The 17,498-nt window shown below is 61.7% G+C and carries 16 protein-coding genes; 12 read left to right on the top strand and 4 right to left on the bottom strand.

Annotated elements, in window-relative coordinates:
• Positions 1-94: 94 nt before the first annotated feature.
• Positions 95-823: a ribonuclease PH gene (rph, locus tag AC1RBA_RS09780; protein ID WP_046685905.1), complete on the bottom strand. Its 729-nt coding sequence runs from the start codon at positions 821-823 to the stop codon at positions 95-97.
• 302 nt (positions 824-1,125) lie between these two features.
• On the opposite strand from rph, the gene AC1RBA_RS09785 reads away from it, so the two are divergent.
• Together AC1RBA_RS09785 and AC1RBA_RS09790 are read left to right on the top strand one after the other, a co-directional pair.
• Entirely contained in the window at positions 1,126-2,016 is an 891-nt protein-coding gene (locus AC1RBA_RS09785; protein WP_070289142.1) for a YicC/YloC family endoribonuclease, read from the top strand.
• Between the two features lie 3 nt (positions 2,017-2,019).
• Positions 2,020-2,346, top strand: a complete 327-nt coding sequence (locus tag AC1RBA_RS09790) for a hypothetical protein (RefSeq protein ID WP_070222386.1) — start codon at positions 2,020-2,022, stop codon at positions 2,344-2,346.
• Between the two features lie 15 nt (positions 2,347-2,361).
• Here AC1RBA_RS09790 and AC1RBA_RS09795 read toward each other — a convergent pair whose 3' ends face one another.
• Entirely contained in the window at positions 2,362-2,772 is a 411-nt protein-coding gene (locus AC1RBA_RS09795) for a DoxX family protein (RefSeq protein ID WP_071650226.1), read from the bottom strand.
• A gap of 199 nt (positions 2,773-2,971) precedes the next feature.
• Here AC1RBA_RS09795 and gmk point away from each other — a divergent pair, with 199 nt between their 5' ends.
• The 3 genes from gmk to AC1RBA_RS09810 all read left to right on the top strand — a co-directional run bounded on the left by gmk (position 2,972) and on the right by AC1RBA_RS09810 (position 6,237).
• Positions 2,972-3,610, top strand: coding sequence for a guanylate kinase (gmk, locus tag AC1RBA_RS09800; protein WP_080753685.1), 639 nt, complete (start codon positions 2,972-2,974; stop codon positions 3,608-3,610).
• Between the two features lie 58 nt (positions 3,611-3,668).
• A complete protein-coding gene (rpoZ, locus tag AC1RBA_RS09805) occupies positions 3,669-3,872 on the top strand; it encodes a DNA-directed RNA polymerase subunit omega (protein ID WP_010400723.1) in 204 nt (67 codons plus the stop codon).
• An 82-nt stretch (positions 3,873-3,954) separates the two neighbouring features.
• Complete coding sequence (locus AC1RBA_RS09810) at positions 3,955-6,237, top strand: RelA/SpoT family protein (RefSeq protein ID WP_099408924.1); 2,283 nt, start codon at positions 3,955-3,957, stop codon at positions 6,235-6,237.
• Between the two features lie 100 nt (positions 6,238-6,337).
• Here the strand turns inward: AC1RBA_RS09810 and AC1RBA_RS09815 are convergent, their stop codons facing one another.
• Positions 6,338-6,982 carry a transposase gene (locus AC1RBA_RS09815; RefSeq protein ID WP_071653818.1) on the bottom strand — a complete coding sequence of 215 codons (645 nt, stop codon included), beginning with the start codon at positions 6,980-6,982 and terminating at the stop codon, positions 6,338-6,340.
• Positions 6,983-7,053: 71 nt separating this feature from the next.
• Positions 7,054-7,620: a transcription elongation factor GreB gene (gene greB, locus AC1RBA_RS09820; RefSeq protein WP_070222382.1), complete on the bottom strand. Its 567-nt coding sequence runs from the start codon at positions 7,618-7,620 to the stop codon at positions 7,054-7,056.
• Positions 7,621-7,735: 115 nt separating this feature from the next.
• On the opposite strand from greB, the gene AC1RBA_RS09825 reads away from it, so the two are divergent.
• The 7 genes from AC1RBA_RS09825 to fliD all read left to right on the top strand — a co-directional run bounded on the left by AC1RBA_RS09825 (position 7,736) and on the right by fliD (position 17,485).
• Positions 7,736-8,323 (top strand): hypothetical protein, encoded by a 588-nt coding sequence (locus tag AC1RBA_RS09825; protein WP_492417922.1) that lies wholly within the window; start codon positions 7,736-7,738, stop codon positions 8,321-8,323.
• Positions 8,324-8,340: 17 nt separating this feature from the next.
• A complete protein-coding gene (locus AC1RBA_RS09830; protein WP_492417924.1) occupies positions 8,341-9,843 on the top strand; it encodes a sensor histidine kinase in 1,503 nt (500 codons plus the stop codon).
• A gap of 30 nt (positions 9,844-9,873) precedes the next feature.
• On the top strand, positions 9,874-10,521 hold the full coding sequence (locus AC1RBA_RS09835) for a response regulator (protein WP_034753998.1): 648 nt from the start codon (positions 9,874-9,876) through the stop codon (positions 10,519-10,521).
• 201 nt (positions 10,522-10,722) lie between these two features.
• Complete coding sequence (locus tag AC1RBA_RS09840; RefSeq protein WP_070222378.1) at positions 10,723-12,294, top strand: diguanylate cyclase; 1,572 nt, start codon at positions 10,723-10,725, stop codon at positions 12,292-12,294.
• 342 nt (positions 12,295-12,636) lie between these two features.
• Complete coding sequence (locus tag AC1RBA_RS09845; RefSeq protein WP_492417926.1) at positions 12,637-14,112, top strand: flagellin N-terminal helical domain-containing protein; 1,476 nt, start codon at positions 12,637-12,639, stop codon at positions 14,110-14,112.
• An 84-nt stretch (positions 14,113-14,196) separates the two neighbouring features.
• Positions 14,197-14,571, top strand: coding sequence for a flagellar protein FlaG (locus tag AC1RBA_RS09850; protein WP_230502640.1), 375 nt, complete (start codon positions 14,197-14,199; stop codon positions 14,569-14,571).
• 232 nt (positions 14,572-14,803) lie between these two features.
• The gene (gene fliD, locus AC1RBA_RS09855; protein WP_230502638.1) at positions 14,804-17,485 is read left to right on the top strand and encodes a flagellar filament capping protein FliD; all 2,682 of its coding nucleotides are present in this window, start codon (positions 14,804-14,806) and stop codon (positions 17,483-17,485) included.
• Positions 17,486-17,498 lie beyond the last annotated feature (13 nt).

A 17,498-nucleotide genomic window follows, 5' to 3' on the forward strand; every position in this document is an offset into this window, starting at 1 on the left:
CCCCTCACCCTGGCCCGCCGCTGCCGAAAAAAAACGGCAGGTGCGGGCTTTTTGCCCGGCGCAGCGGGCGAAGACATGTAAATTTATGTAAAGATTACATGCCGAGAGCTTGCTTTTGCAGGGCGATCAGGTCGGCGATGCCGCCCTGCGCCAGGTCCAGCAGGCGGTTCATGCCGGCGCGGTCAAAGGCGGCGCCTTCGGCCGTGCCCTGCACTTCGATGAAGTGGCCCGCTTCCGTCATCACCACATTCATGTCCGTGTCGCAGCCCGAGTCTTCCACGTAGTCGAGGTCCAGCACCGGCATGCCCTGGTAGACGCCCACCGAGATGGCGGCGACGAAGCTCTTCACGGGGATGGCGGCGATCGCGCCGCGCGCCTGCAGCTGGGAAAACGCGTCATACGCGGCCACCATGGCACCCGTGATCGAGGCCGTGCGCGTGCCGCCATCGGCCTGGATCACGTCGCAATCGAGGTGCAGGGTGCGTTCGCCGAACGCCTGCAAATCGAAGGCGGCGCGCAGCGAGCGGCCGATCAGGCGCTGGATTTCCTGCGTGCGGCCCGACTGCTTGCCGCGCGCCGCTTCGCGGTCCATGCGCGTGTGCGTCGAGCGCGGCAGCATGCCGTACTCGGCCGTCAACCAGCCCTGGCCCTTGCCCTTCAGAAAGCCCGGCACCTTGTCTTCGATGCTGGCGGTACAGATGACCTTGGTGTCGCCGCACTCGATCAGCACCGACCCTTCGGCATGTTTGGTGTACTGGCGGGTGATGCGGATGGCGCGCAGCGCATCGACGGCGCGGCCGCTCGGGCGGGATTCGAATGTCATGGGGATGTCCTGTGTGATTGGGGTTGCGGCAGCGATTCTACCACCGCGCGCGCGCCCATTTGCAGCCATGCAACAGCGCAGGGCGCAATGGCGGGCGGCGCACACATGATCCCTACAATCCTGCCCCGCCAAACACAATTTTCTTTACAATGCCGTAAAACGCACACTATTCAGCAATTCTCAGGCCATCGGGCACTTCGGTCCTGTTTCGCGGCGCGGGCAGTATTGCCTGCGCTGGCTGATTAAGTGTATAAGTGACTGTATACAAGATCAAATCGGGGAATCCTTTGAGCATTTCAAGCATGACAGGCTACGCGGTTGCCACCAGCGAAGGTGCTGCAGGCACACTGACAATTGAAATCAAGAGCGTCAACTCACGCTTTCTCGACCTGCAATTCCGGATCAACGACGATCTGCGGGCCCTGGAACCTGACTTGCGCGCCGCCGTCATGTCCGCCATCACGCGCGGCAAAGTCGAGGTACGCCTGAGCTTTGGCCGCAAGGCTGCGACCGCCGGCACGCAGGCGCTGAACGTGCCCCTGCTGACCGAACTGGCGCGCCTGCAAAACGAAGTGGGCCAGCATTTTGTCTCCGCCCCCGTCATGACGGTGGCAGAACTGCTGCGCTGGCCTGGCGTCATCGAAGAAGCGCAAGTGGGACAGGAGTCCCTGCAGGCGGACGTGGGCGCACTGACCCGCCGCACCGTGGCCGCCTTCGTCGACAGCCGCAAGCGCGAAGGCGCGGCGCTCGAAGCGGTGCTGGTGTCGCGCATCGAAGCGATGGAAGCCATCGTCAAGCGCATCACGCCCTTGATTCCGCAAGTGGTGGCGGCCTTCCAGCAAAAAGCCATCGAGCGCATGCAGGATGCGCTGGGCCTGGCCAGCCAGGGCTCGAATTCGGCCCTGTCGCGCCAGGACGCCATGGAACGCATCCGCCAGGAAGTGATCTTGTACGGCATCCGCATCGATGTGTCCGAAGAACTGGCGCGCCTGTCGGCCCACCTGGGCGAAACGCGCCACATCCTCACCAAGGGCGGGCAAGTGGGCAAGCGCCTCGACTTCATGATGCAGGAACTCAACCGCGAAGCCAATACGCTGGGCGCCAAGGCCTCCGTCAAGGAGCTGGCCGACGCCTCGATGGACTTGAAGCTGCTGATCGAGCAGATGCGCGAACAGGTGCAGAACCTGGAATAAGCCATGACCGCACCACGCATCCTGACGCTCGCCAGCGTCACCCTGGCGCTGCTGGCGGCAGGCGCGCAAGCGCAACCTGCGCAGCAGCCGTCGCCGTATGCGGTTGAAGGCTGCGCCTCCGGGTGTTTCGCTCTCAAGGAACGCGGCGCCGCCATCTACACGGGCGCCGACGCCGCCTCCTACCGCATCTGCTCGCGCAGCAACCTGGGCGCGGAAGTCTCGGTCGACAGCGCCATCGTGCGCATCAGCAACCGCGACTGCACCGATGTGAATGGACGGGCCATCGTGCTCAATAGCGGCGAAATCGCCCTGGGCCGGCTGCCCCGCTGAGACAGGGCATGCAACTTACGCCAGGCGCGCTCCGGTGCGCGCCCTGTCGCTGGCGGCGATGACGACGCAGGCGACAAACAGCACGATGCTGTACTCCACGCCGCCGGCGCCATGCTCGCCCACGAACCAGCCCTTGGCCGCATGCACGATGACGATGCCGCCAAGGCAGATCACCATCAGGCCGGCCGCCGCCCAGCGCATGTATTTGCCGGCGATCAGCAAACTGCCGCAAACGATCTCGACGATGGTAATCGCCCACACGACAGCCAGGCCATAGATAAATCCCTTGTCTTCCAGAAAACCGGCAAAGCGGGGAATGGTGCCGTTGGCGATGCGGGTGATGGCGTGCGCCATGAACATCACGGCGATGGCCACGCGCAGCAACAGCATGGCCTGGGCAATACTGAGGAACGGGAAATTTTTCATGCGCACATCCTGTCGATAAAGAAAAAATATTCCAAATTAGATAACTATTTCTTCAGGATAACAAGCAAAAAATGCGCAGGCGCGGCGGCCAGGCGCATCGCAGGGCTGGCTCGCCGCCTTGCCTCTTGGTAAAATACCGAATTGGGCGGCGCCCATGCAAGCGCACACGCCGCCATCACACGCAAATGGAAAGATCCGCATGAGCCACCCTACCGCCTTCTCCGGCAGCCTGTTCGTGGTCGCCGCGCCATCGGGCGCCGGCAAATCGACACTGGTCAATGCATTGCTGGCGCAAGAGCCCGGCATCAAATTGTCGATCTCGACCACCACGCGCGCCCCGCGTCCGGGCGAGCAGCATGGCCGCGAGTACTATTTCACGACGGCGGAAGACTTTGTCGCGCGCGCCGACCAGGGCGAATTCCTGGAATGGGCGGAAGTGCACGGCAATTACTACGGCACCTCGCGCATTATGGTGGAACAGCAAATGGCCGCCGGCACCGATATCCTGCTGGAAATCGACTGGCAGGGCGCGCGCCAGGTGCGCAAGCAATTTCCCCGCGCGGCCGGCATTTTCATCCTGCCGCCATCGATCGATGCGCTGGAAGAACGCCTGAACAAGCGCGGCCAGGACGAGCCGCACGTGATCACGCGCCGCCTGCTGGCGGCCGGCGGCGAAATCGCACACGCTCCCGAGTTCGAGTATGTTATTATCAATGAAGAGTTTACGGTCGCTTTGTCCGAACTGAGCGCGATCGTGAGAGCGGCCCGTTGCCGGTTTGCGCAACAAGCGGCCCGCAACGCATCGCTATTCGCCCAGCTGGGCCTGCACGCAGAGTAAAAACGCTGCAACGGCACGCCAGTTCACACAGCACCACGCAAAAATTTTAGGAGTTACTATGGCCCGTATCACAATCGAAGATTGCCTGAAGCAGATCCCTAACCGTTTCCAGCTGACCCTGGCTGCGACCTATCGCGCACGTCAGTTGTTGCAAGGCCACACCCCAAAGGTGGAAGCCAAGGACAAGCCTACCGTCGTCGCACTGCGTGAAATCGCTGCCGGTAAAGTCGGCATCGAAATGCTGAAAAAGGTCCCGATGTAAGTGGGAACCCGCGTGCCGGAACAGTGCTGACCCCTGGTTCTACCGTATCCTTTATTCACACTGTGAAGCAACGCGACGTTTTATGAGTCTGACCCCAGCCGACACGACTTCCGCAGCACTGCCGCCCCTGGCCTCGCGCCAGGCGGCAAAATCGCAGGGCGCTTCCGCGCCCGGCGCCGGCACGTCCGGCAGCAACACCCCCGCAGTACCGCCAGCGCCCGCCCTCGGCGTGGCTTCCGTCAGCCATCTGGCCGACAAGCTGGCCGAATACCTGTCTCCCGCCGACCTGAAAAAAGTCAAGGAAGCCTACCGCTTCTCCGACGAAATGCACCTGGGCCAGATGCGCCGCTCGGGCGAGCCGTATATCTCGCATCCGATCGCCGTCGCCGAAATCTGCGCCGACTGGAAGCTCGACGCGCAAGCCATCATGGCCGCCCTGCTGCATGACGTCATGGAAGACCAGGACGTCAAGAAGGAAGAATTGATCGAGCGCTTCGGCGCTCCGGTGGCGCACCTGGTCGACGGCCTGTCGAAGCTGGAAAAGATCGAATTCCAGAGCCAGATCGAAGCACAGGCGGAAAACTTCCGCAAGATGCTGCTGGCCATGGCATCCGACGTGCGCGTGATCCTGATCAAGCTGGCCGACCGCCTGCACAATATGCGCACCCTGGACTTCATGACGGCGGCGAAAAAACGCCGCATCGCCAGCGAGACCATGGAAGTGTACGTGCCGATCGCGCACCGTCTCGGCCTGAACAACATCTACCACGAGCTGCAGGACCTGTCGTTCTCGCACCTGTATCCGATGCGCTACCGCACCCTGGCGAAAGCCGTCAAGGCGGCGCGCGGCAACCGGCGCGAGGTGGTCAACAAGATCATGGAAGCGGTGAAAAGCACCTTGTCCATGGCCGAGCTCGAAGCCGACGTCACGGGCCGCGAAAAGACCCTGTACGACATCTATAAAAAGATGCGCAGCAAGCATTTGTCGTTCTCGCAAGTGCTGGACGTGTACGGTTTCCGCGTGGTGGTGGGCAGCTTTGCCGACTGTTACGTGACCCTGGGCACCCTGCACAGCCTGTACAAGCCCATGCCGGGCAAGTTCAAGGATTACATCGCGATCCGCAAGCTGAACGGCTACCAGTCGCTGCACACGACCGTCATCGGCCCGTACGGCACGCCCGTGGAATTCCAGATCCGCACGCAGGAAATGCACCGCACGGCCGAGTCCGGCGTGGCGGCGCACTGGCTGTACAAGAGCGGCGAATCGAACCCGTCCGACCTGCAGCAGCGCACCCATGCGTGGCTGCAATCGCTGCTCGACATCCAGCAGCAGACGGGCGACTCGGCCGAATTCCTCGAACACGTCAAGGTCGACCTGTTCCCCGATTCCGTCTACGTGTTTACGCCGAAATCGAAGATCATCGCCCTGCCGCGCGGCGCCACGGCCATCGACTTCGCCTACTCGATCCACACGGGCATCGGCGACCAGACCGTGGCCGTGAAAATCAACAACGAAACCTCGCCCCTGCGCACCGAGCTGCACAATGGCGACATCGTGGAAATCATCACCGATTCCTCGTCGCGCCCCAGCCCGACGTGGCTGTCGTTCGTGCGCACCGGCAAGGCCCGTTCGGCCATCCGCCACCACTTGCGCACGATCAACCTGCCCGAATCGATCGCCCTGGGCCAGCAACTGCTGTCACAGGCGCTGCACACCCTGAACATCGACGCCGACCTGCAAGCGCCATTGGTCGAACGCCTGCTCAACGAATCGAGCGCCAATTCCATGGACGAGCTGTACGCGGACATCGGCATCGGCAAGCGCATGGCCACCCTGGTGGCGCGCCACATCTTCGGCTTGATCGGCGGCGAAGCGGCCAGCATGCCCGTGGAACACAATAGCGGCAGCGAACTGGACCCCGTCACCATCTGCGGCAGCGAAGGCGTCTCGGTGCAACTGGCGCCCTGCTGCCTGCCGATTCCGGGCGACCAGATCATCGGCCAGCTGCGCCGCGACCAGGGCTTGCTCGTGCACACGAGCGACTGCTCGCAAGCGAAACGCCAGCGCGCCAAGGAACCGGACCGCTGGATCGCCGTGCGCTGGGGAACCGAACTGAACCGCCGCTTCGACTGCCGCATCAAGGTCTTGATCAACAGTGAACGGGGCATCCTCGCCCGCGTGGCCGCCGAAATCGGCGAATCGGACGCCAACATCATCTATGTCGGCATGGACGAAGACAAGGACAACGTGCTCGACCAGCTGCGCTTCACCGTGCAGGTCAAGGACAGGGTCCACCTGGCCGCCCTGCTGCGCAATGTGCGCAGAGTGGCCGGCGTCAACCGCATCCTGCGCGAGCGTAACTGATTCACGCGGCAAAAAGCTGGGGTCAGACCCGCCGGGGGAATACGTCCCAATGGGACGTATTCCGATCGCGAAGCGACTGACCCCGGATCTCCGCTGCGGGCTACCGGTTCAGTTCCGCAACGCGTCGTAAAAACGCCTGATCCCCCACCGCAAATTCAGCATTGACTGCTTCTCGCAGTTGTCCGATGCAGCGATCGCCTAATTCATCCTGAAATAACGATTGGTATGTCTTTTGCCGCTCAAGCACATCACATCCAAGTTGCATATATAAAGAATGCGGAGACAGCAGATCATCATGCACGCCCTGCGCATTGCTTCGATAACTGGACCAGCAATATTGACCAGGCAATGCCACGATACCGGCCCTGACAGGGTTAAGTTCGATATAGCGCTGGCAAATCAATAAATAACGCTCGCCCTGTACCAGGCAAGATTTGTAGCGGCCCTCCCACAAACTGCCGGTGCGGCCATAACGCCAGTTGAAATACTGCACATAACGCTGGTTCAGCATTTTCATCAGCAACGACAGGGACGTTGTGCTTTGCGTGGAAAGCAATAGATGCACATGATTATTCATCAGCACATACGCATGCAGATGGCATGGTGCAAGCGCCAAACAACTGTGCAGATAATCCAGATAACGCTGCTTGTCTTGCCCATCAAGAAAGCAGGCTTGGCGATTCACGCCACGTTGCACCACATGTAACGGAACGCCGGGCAAGACGAGCCGAAGGCGACGGGGCATGGCAACTCCTGATACCAACTGAATGGTCAGTGTGCCAGCGCGCGCCTCTGGCGTCCTGCGTCACCGCAAGCTTACCCCTCCCCCGGCGCCGGATACGTCACTTCCAGCAACTCCAGTTCCTGCTCGCCCAGCGGCGTGTTGAGGGTGATCACGTCGCCTTCGCGCGCCTTGGTGATGGTGCGGGCCATGGGCGAGACCCAGCTGATCTTGCCGTTCAGGGGGTCGAATTCGTCGATGCCGACGATGGTGATGGTGTGCGTTTCGCCGTCGCTGGTGCGGTAGGTTACCGTGGCGCCGAAAAACACCTGGTCGTTACCATGGTGCACGCTGGGATCGACGATGGCGGCCAGGTCCATGCGTTTGGTGAGGAAGCGGATGCGGCGGTCGATTTCGCGCAGCCGGCGCTTGCCATAGATATAGTCGCCATTTTCCGAACGGTCGCCATTCGACGCCGCCCAATGGACGATGCGCACCACTTCCGGACGGTCGACGTCGATCAGCTGCAGCAGCTCTTCCTTGATGCGCTGGTAGCCGGCCGGCGTGATGTAGTTCTTGGCGCCGGCGGGAATGGCCAGCGCCAGCGCGACCGCTTCTTCATCGTCGTCGTTGTCCGATTCTTTTACAAAGGCTTTATTCATCTGCCTATTGTAGCCCCGCCAGGAAGCCATGGGCACACGGGATGCGGGCGCAGGCGGGCTTTTTTGACGTATCATCGTGGCAATCGCGGCAAACGTGGGCCGCACACGGAGACGGATGAAAAAAATCTACAGAGTCAGGCGCTGGCTGTTCGCGCCGCTGGTCTACCTGGCCGCCATCTGCCTGCTGATCGAGGAATGGCTATGGGCGACGGGCGCGCGCATCATGCAGGTGGTGTCGCAATTTCCGCCCCTGCATGCGCTCGAAGCGTGGATCAAGCGCCTGCCGCCGTACTGGGCGCTGGCCATCTTCATGCTGCCGGCCGTGCTGCTGTTTCCCGTCAAGCTGCTGGCCCTGCTGGCGATCGCGCGCGGCCATGCGTTTTCCGGCATCGGCGTGATCGTCATCGCCAAGCTGGGCGGCGCGGCCGCCGTTGCGCGCCTGTATTCGCTGACGCGCCCTACCCTGCTCAGTTTGCCGTGGTTTGCGCGCTGGCATGGCCTCTTCATGGAAACCAAGGACCGCTGGATCGCCCGGCTGCGCGCCACGCGCCCGTGGCGCCGTGTCAGCCGCCTGTCGGCCGCCCTGGGCCGCGCCCGCCGCGCTTGGTGGCAGCGCTTGCGCAAGGGCACGCCAGGGCGTCATAATTCCCGCCCAGCCAGGGTGCTGCGCCGCTTTGCCGCCTTCTGGCGCGCCCGCCGCTGATGAAGAAAGGCAACTCCATGCACGACACTCCCCGGCTGGCCCCCGCCCTGCGCGCGGCGGCGCCGGAAATCTACCTGTACGACGCGGCCAGCTTGCAATTGCTGGACGCCAACGATGCCGCCTGCGACAACTTGCAGTATGCGCGCAAGGAATTGCTGGCGATGACGCCCTTCACGCTGGCGCCGCAGCTCGACGCGCAGCAGCTGGCCGCCGTGCTGGCCACTCTGGACGACAGCATCGGCGCGCAAGCCCGGCTGCACGTGCAGCAGCGGCGCTGCGATGGCAGCCTGTATTCGCTCAGCCTGCACCTGTCGCGCGCCCAGCGCCAGGGGCGCCCCCTGTTGCTGGCCGAGGGCGAAGACTTGCGTACGCCGCAGGCGACGGCCGCCGCCCTGGCGCAGGTGCAGTCGCGCTTCAACGCCATCGTCTCGAATACGCCGGGCCTCGTGTACCAGTTCTGCCTGCATGCGGATGGACGGGCGTCCTTTGCCTACCTGAGCGAAGGCTGCCAGGCCCTTCTGGGCCTGAGCCCGGCGCTGCTGCACGCGCGCCCGGAACTGTTTTACCAGTTGATCCTGGCCGACGACCGCGCCTCGTATCTGGAATCGATGCAAGCCTCAAAAAGCGCCTTGTGGAGCTGGAACTGGGAAGGCCGGATCTGGATCGATGCCTGGAAGGACGTCAAATGGATCAACCTGCGCTCGACGCCGCGCGCGCTGGCCGACGGCACGGTGCAATGGGAAGGCATCATGACGAATATCACGGAAAGCCGGCTCGAACAGATCGAAGTGCGCCAGTCGCGCGCGCGCCTGGCCGAGCTGACGGCGCATATCGACAAGGTCAAGGAACACGAACGCACGCGCCTGGCGCGCGAATTGCACGATGACCTGGGCGGCAATTTGACGGCGATCAAGATGGCGCTGGCCATGCTGGCGCGCCGCCTGCCGCCGGACGACCCGCTGCTGCAGGAAAAGGCCGACTATGTCGATGCCCTGGTCGACCGCAGCATCGACGCCGTGCACCGCATTTCGCTGGACTTGCGCCCCTCCATGCTGGACCTGGGCCTGGTCGCCGCGCTGGACTGGCAAGTCAAGGAATTCGCGCGCCAGGCCGGCATCGAGTGCCAGTTCATTTCCAACCGCCAGCACATCGAACTGGAGCTGGACCAGGCGACCAGCCTGTTCCGCATCGCCCAGGAGGCGCTGACGAATATCGCCAAGCATGCGCAGGCGAGCAAGGTCAGCGTGCGCCTGGCCAGGCAGCGCCAGCATATCAGCCTGACCATCGCCGACAATGGCGTCGGCATGCGCCTGTCCGACCGCGCCAAGCCGCAGTCGTTCGGCATCCGCGGCATGGCCGAACGGGCCAGCGCGCTGGGCGGCAGCCTGAGCCTGATGGATGGGCCGGACGGCGGCACCATCCTGAGCATAAAAATCCGTCTGACCACCCCGCGAGAGGCGATAATAGCGGCTGCAGCCAGTGCGCCCGCGCACAGCGGGCCGCCGCCAGACGCGGCCTAGTGGGTGAATTAGATAGGAAACAATGCAGTCATGAAAGAAAAAGCCACCATCCGGGTATTCATCGCCGACGATCACGCGATCGTGCGCGAAGGCTTGAAGCAAATCCTCGCCGACACGAAAGACATCATCGTGGCTGGCGAAGCCGAAAATGGCCACGACGCCATCAAACTGTTCCGCGGCTCGAAATGCCAGGTGTTGTTGCTTGACATCTCCCTGCCCGACCGCAGCGGCATCGAGGTACTCAAGCAGATCAAGAAGGAAAAGCCGGAACTGGCCGTGCTGATGCTGTCCATGCACCGCGAAGACCAGTACGCCATCCGTTCGCTCAAGGCGGGCGCGGCCGGCTACCTGACGAAACAGAGCGCGCCGCGCGAGCTGGTCACGGCCATCCGGCAAGTGGCGCAAGGGTTGAAATACATCAGCGCCTCGCTGGCGCAGGAACTGGCCAACACGGTGGGCGAAGACCACGAAACGGCCTTGCACGACACCTTGTCGGACCGCGAGTACCAGACGCTGGTCATGATTGCCTCGGGCAAGGCGGTGGGCGCCATCGCCGAAGAGCTCAAATTGTCCGTGAAAACCGTCAGCGAATACCGCGCCCGCTTGCTGGTCAAGATGAAGCTCAAGAACAGCGCGGAACTGACGCATTACGCCATCCGCAACCAGCTGGTGGATTGACGGCAAAGCGGCATGCCCGCTGGCATCGGGCGAATTGACAGGACTTATCCTTGCTTCTCGCACAATAAGTTCTTTGCCAACTCGCATATCATGAGGATAATGAGAAATATCTAAAAAGGCTGTGCCTACATGTCCAGTAAATTGCCATCCTCACCAGCAGGCGCTCCCGCTGGCGCCACGAATACCGCCGCCGCTGCGGCGATGAACCCGGCCGATATCGCCCGCGAAGCGTTTCGCCGCCTGGCCACGCGCCGCATCGCCCCCACGCCGAGCGCCTACCGCGACATCTACAATGAAATCGCGGGCATCAGCGAAGCGGCCGAGACGCCGGCTACGCCGGGAGCCGTGCTGGCCGCCAGCGCCCCCACGGAGAGCGGTGCGGAAAACGTCCTGACGCAATTCGCCGCCAAGATGAGCGAATCGGCGGGCGAACTGGGCGACTTTGGCAAGCGTTTCCAGCGCGCCCTGAAAGCGCGCGACTGGGATGGCTATGCACGTACCCTGGCGCAACTGGCCGAGAAACAGGTCAAGAAAAGCGGCGGCATCGAATTGCCGCCCCTGCCGGACGGCGAACAGACGCGCACCCTGCGTGAATTGCTCAGCCGCACCCTCGGCTTTGCCGTCGCCACCTTGCTGACGGGCACGCCCGCGCTCGTGGAAGAAGCCGAATCGCTGGGCGCGGCCATCAAGCTGGCCCACACGGAAGAAGCGCTGAACGAAGCGGCCCTGCGCCTGAAACAGCTGTGCTATCAGATCGAACTGAAAAGCGGCGACACGGCCGAGCAGCAGGAATTGCTGCTGCGCCTGTTCAAGCTGCTGCTGGACAACGTCAGCCAGTTGCTCGACGACGACAGCTGGCTGCGCGGCCAGGTCGACGCCGTGCAAAACCTGATCGCCGGTCCGCTCGACCAGCGCGCGCTGGAAGACGCCACGCGCAGCCTGAAGGAAGTCATCTACAAGCAAAGCCAGCTCAAGCACAGCCTGTCCGACGTCAAGCTGACGGTCAAAAACATGATGATGACCTTCATCGACCGCCTGGGGCAAGTGGCGGCCAGCACGGGCGACTTCCACGAAAAGATCGGCGGCTATTCGGAAAAGATCAGCCAGGCGGAAAATATCAGCGAGTTGAACAGCGTTCTCGACGAAGTCTTGCGCGAAACGCGCATGGTGCAGAACGAGGCCTTGCGCGCGCGCGACAAGATGGTGCTGGCGCGCCAGGAAGTGCAGGACGCGGAACAGCGCATCCACACGCTGGAAGCGAAGCTCCAGCATATGAGCGAGCTGGTGCGCGAAGACCAGCTGACGGGCAGCCTGAACCGCCGCGGCCTGGACGACGTGTTCGAGCGCGAGACGGCCCGCTCGGACCGCCGCGGCACGCCGCTGTGCATCGCCATGCTGGACCTGGACGACTTCAAGCGCCTGAACGACACCTATGGCCACCTGGCCGGCGATGCCGCGCTGAAGCACCTGGTGAAAATCGTCAAGGAAACCCTGCGCTCGATGGACGTCATCGCCCGCTTCGGCGGCGAGGAATTCCTCATCCTGCTGCCGGAAACCACGGTCGAAGCGGCCTCATCGACGATGACGCGGCTGCAACGCGAGCTGACCCGGCATTTCTTCCTGCACGACAACGAAAAAGTCTTGATCACCTTCTCCGCCGGCGTGGCCCTGCGTCTGCCCAACGAAGACCAGGCCGAACTGGTCAAGCGCGCCGACCGCGCCATGTACCAGGCCAAGCAGACGGGCAAGAATCGGGTGGTGGTGGCGGATTGAACCCTGCCCGCCCCCACGCCATGCCGTCCCGCTGCCCCAGCCGGACGGCATTTTTCATAATATAAACGACAATGTTTTCCTCGCTCTAGCGCACCGTCGGCATGCGCACGATATGAAAATAAAACTATTTTTACCCTCAAGTTTCTTTAAATCATGTCGTTTAGCGCGCGGCCAAGCACAAACTGAAGGGCTAAAAATTAAAATTTAAAGCTGTTTTCGCCATAAATTTTCCCGCAGAGCAACCGTTACCTTAAACAACAGCGGCTTGATTGTCCCGGAACAGCGGGGCAGGCCAAAGTGACTAGCACATAGCGCAATGTAGTACCTGTCTGGAGAATTATCATGGCTGCAGTAATTAATACCAACATCTCGTCCCTGAATTCGCAACGCAACCTGTCGACTTCGCAGTCGTCCCTGACCACCTCGCTGCAACGCCTGTCCTCCGGCTTCCGCATCAACAGCGCCAAGGATGATGCTGCTGGCCTGGCGATTTCCGACCGCATGACGTCGCAAATCCGCGGCATGACCCAAGCCACCCGCAATGCCAACGACGGCGTTTCGCTGGCCCAGACGGCTGAAGGCGCGTTGGCAAGCTCGGGCGACATCCTGCAACGCATCCGCGAACTGGCCGTGCAATCGTCGAACTCGACGAACTCGTCGAGTGACCGCCAGGCGCTGCAAACCGAGGTAGGCCAACTGAGCTCGGAACTGAACCGTATCGCCCAAACAACTTCGTTCAACGGCCAGGCGCTGCTGGACGGCACCATGGGTACGGCCAACTTCCAAGTCGGCGCAGATGCGAATCAGCTGATTTCGGCCAGCGGCGCAAACTTCCTGACCAATACCTACGGCAACAACCGTACGGAAACCGACGCTGCCCAAGTCAAGATCACCGCCACCAACACGGTAGCGGCAAAAGATGTCACGATCAACGGTTCGCTCGGTAGCGGCAAGTACACCACCGTGGCAGGCGACACGGCCAAGAGCATCGCCGCCGGCGTGAACAGCCAAACGTCGAAAACCGGCGTCACCGCCTCGGCCCGGACCGATATCGGCCTGACCCTGGGCCAGGGCGAAGCGTATTCGTTCACACTGAAAAGCGACAACACCAACGCAGTGGCGATCTCGTTCTCGGTCGGCACCGCCGGCGGCACGGCGAATGACTTCGCGGCAGGTATCAGCGCCATCAATGCGCAAACGGCTAACACCGGCGTGACGGCGCAGTACGACTCGGCCAACAAGGGCATCAAGCTGAGCCATTCGACCGGCAACGACATCGTCCTGACCAATACCGCAGCAGTCGCCAACACGACATTTACCGCCAGTACCTATAAAACCGATACGGCAACGGCCAAAGATGTCCTGACGGCAACGCCACTCGACATCAAGGGTGTCGGCGCGGTAGGCTTTGGTAACGGCCGCGTGACGTTCGACTCGGACAAGAGCTTTGAAGTCAAGGATGCCGGTTCGGGCTACGCCCTGGCCGCGACCTCGAGCCTGAAATCGGTTGCATCGCTGGACGTAACCACGTTCGACGGCGCCCAGCTGGCACTGAAAATCGCCGACTCGGCACTGGCTTCGGTCAACAGCCAGCGCGCCCAGTACGGTGCTTTGCAATCGCGCTTCGCCTCGGCGATCTCGAACCTGCAATCGACCACGGAAAACCTGTCCGCATCGCGCAGCCGCATCGTCGATACCGACTTCGCAGCAGAAACGGCCAGCATGACCCGTGGCCAGATCCTGCAACAAGCTGGTACGGCCATGCTGGCGCAAGCGAACTCGCTGCCAAACGGCGTCCTGAGTCTGCTGCGCGGTTAATCGTCGATTAGCTTCGCAACATCGCTGGACTCAGGTTCCCCTGCCGGATTTTTTCGGCAGGGGAATTTTCACTAGGAGAGCACCATGACTATCGACGCGATAGCGGCCGCCTCCGCGGCCAGAATAGACAAGAGTTACGCCGCGACGGACGCGTCGCCGGCACGCCCGGCAACACCCCCCCGCGCCACCACGGAGCAGAGCGCCGTCACCGCACAGCAAGCCAGCCGTGAACCGAGCCGCGAGCAGCTGGACCAGGCGGTATCGGACCTGAACCAGTCTTCGCAAATGAAGACGCAGGGCCTGGAGTTTTCCATCGATGAAGACAGCCAGCGCACAGTGGTCAAAGTGATCGACCAGGAAACCAAGGAAGTCCTGCGCCAGATTCCCTCGAAAGAAGCCTTGGCCCTGGCCAAGACCTTCGATGCGGCCAAAGGCTCCCTGATCAGCCAAAGCGCATAGAATAATGGCATTGCCCACGGCAGCGCAGCATCGTGGCAGCAGGCATCAGCAGTACACCGGGGCAAGGTAGTCCAACTACCCGGCCCCGCATTTCAATACAAGAAAGATAATATTTTCCATTTTCACCCTTCTTATTCCCCCGCCGCTGAAAACAGCGCGGTAAATCCCCCTCTCAAGTCCTGATTGATTCTGCCGATAACAGCTTATATTAGCGTTTTCCTAGGAGCATTCCGTGGCTATCACCCCTACAATATCATCGCCGGGCATCGGTGCCGGCGCCAGCGGCCTGGACGTGAACGCCCTCATCGAGAAGCTGATGGCTGCCGAAGCAGTGCCACTGAATGGCTTTGACAAGAAAACCGCGTCGTACCAGGCCAAACTCAGTGCAATGGGCACGCTCAGCGGTGCCGTCAGTGCTTTCCAGGGATCGCTGACGGGCTTGAGCAACAGCGCGAACTTCCGCGCCGTCAGCGCCACGCCAGCGGATTTGACGGTGATGACCGCCAGCGCCGGTGCCAAAGCCGTCGCCGGCAACTATAATATCAACGTCACTCAGCTGGCACAGTCGCAAACGCTGACGTCAGGTGGATTGAGCAACAAGCTCTCCACCATCGGCAGCGGCGCCAAAACGACCATTTCCTTCCAGCTCGGCTCCTTGACCGGCGGCACTTTCGGCCTGGCCGGCACCGCCTTTTCCGCAGCGACCATGCAGAATGGCATCAGCAATGGTTCCCTGATATTGAATGGCACTGCCATCCCCACCGACAGCGGCACGAAAAGCGCGCGCGCACTGGCCGATGCCATCAATGCCAAAAGCAACACCACCGGCGTGACGGCCACGGCGCAGCCGACCATCAGTCCGGCCACGCTGTTCAGCGGCTTCGGCAATGTTGCGACCGGTGCCGACGGCACTTACACGCTGTCCGTTGGCGGCGTCGAGATCACGACCCAAGGCAACGGTGTGGGCGCGGGAGCGGGCTTGACCGCCGCCTCGCTCGATACCACACTGGCAGGCCCGAACGCCGTTTCGAACGCGCTGGCGGCAGCCAACATCACGGTCACCGGCAGTGCAGCCGATGGCAGCCTGAAATTTACCCGTGCCGATGGATCCAACCTGGAAATCGAGGAAGTCGTCACCGGCACGGTGTCGGGCGGCATCGGCCATGCCACGGGCGCAGCCACGACAGGGTCGAATGCCACCTTTGGCAGCTCCGTGACATTGAGCTCCAGCAACGCAAGTCCGATTCTCATCGCCGGCAGCAATCCCGCGGCAGCCGGATTGACGGCTGGCAGCGGCGGCGCGTATATCGGCGCCTCGTTCGCGCAGGACGGCACGCAAGCGACGGGGTCCGTCGTGATCGATTCGACCAACAATACCTTGCAGGGCATCCGTGATGCGATCAATAACGCAGGTCTCGGCGTTACCGCCAGTATCGTTTCCGACGGCAGCGACAATCCCTACCATCTGGTGCTGAGCTCAACGAAGACCGGCGCCAATTCGACCATGAAAATTTCATTGGCGGCATCGGAAGGCCAAACGGTCGATCCCGCTCTGGCCAATTTGCTGTCCTATGACCCCGCAGGAACACAAAACCTGAAGCAAAATAGCGCAGCGCAGAATACATTGCTCAGCGTAAATGGTATTCCCATCACCAGCAGCTCAAACAGCATCGATAGCGCGATCGAAGGCGTCACACTCAATGTGATCAAGGTTGGCAGCACGTCGATGTCGGTGGCAAAAGATACATCGACCGTCAAAAACAGTATCAATTCCTTCGTCAAGGCCTACAACGACCTGAATACGGCGATTGCGAAATTGACGTCTTACGATGCAGAAACAAAGAAGGGCGGCGTCCTGCTCGGGGATTCGACGGCACAATCCATCCAGAGCCAGCTCAGGCGGCAGTTGAGTTCATCGATCACAGGCTTGAGCGGCGGCCTGTCGTCCTTGAGCCAGGTCGGAATTTCTTTTCAGAAAGATGGTAGCCTGGCACTCGATGGCACCAAACTGGACAAAGCTATCAGCAGCAACTTCGGCGATATTGGCGGCTTGTTTTCCGCTCTGGGAAAAACCTCCGACAGCACGGTATCGTTTAACAGCTCGACGGCGGCAACCAAGCCGGGCACCTATGCCCTGATCATCAGTACCATGGCCAGCCAAGGCAGCCTGAAGAGCACCGCACCGTTGCCTGCCAGCACCACTATCGCCAGCGATACGACCTGGAGCGTGACCCTCAATGACACCGACCCCAGCGCCGCAAAAAATACGGCGAAGGTCACCATTCCGGCTGGCACTTATACGCCGAAGCAACTGGCCTCGCTGCTGCAATCGTCGATCAATGGCGTCAAGGCGTTTTCTGATACAGGCTCAACGGTAACCGCTGCCGTCGAAGCCGACGGCACCCTGAAGATCGCCTCCAGCCGCTATGGTTCCGTTTCCAACTTTTCCATGGCCAGTTTGACGGGCACGCCTGTCGCCAATCTGTTTGGCGCCGCCACCTCCGTCAAAGGGACGGACGTGGCCGGCACCCTGGGCGGCCAACCCGTGGTCGGCTCTGGCCAGACACTGACGGGCGCCCCGGGTTCCACCGCGGAAGGCCTCAAGGTCGATGTCACCGGCGGCACCGTCGGCGACCGCGGCACGGTCAGTTTTTCCCAAGGCTATGCATATCAGCTCAACAACCTGGCGACCTCGTTTCTCGGTACCGACGGCATGCTGACCAACCGCAGCAAGGGTATCAACGACAGCATCAAGGCCGTTGCCACACAGCGCGACAAGTTTTCGGAAAAGCTGGGCGATATCGAGGCACGCTACCGCGCCCAATACACGCGCCTGGACGTGACGCTGAGCAAACTGCAGTCGACGCAAACCTATTTGACCCAGCAGCTGGCCGCCATCGCCGCCAACCGTTAAGCCCAATCGTCAG

This window comes from Janthinobacterium sp. GW823-FHT03B06 (assembly GCF_058796955.1).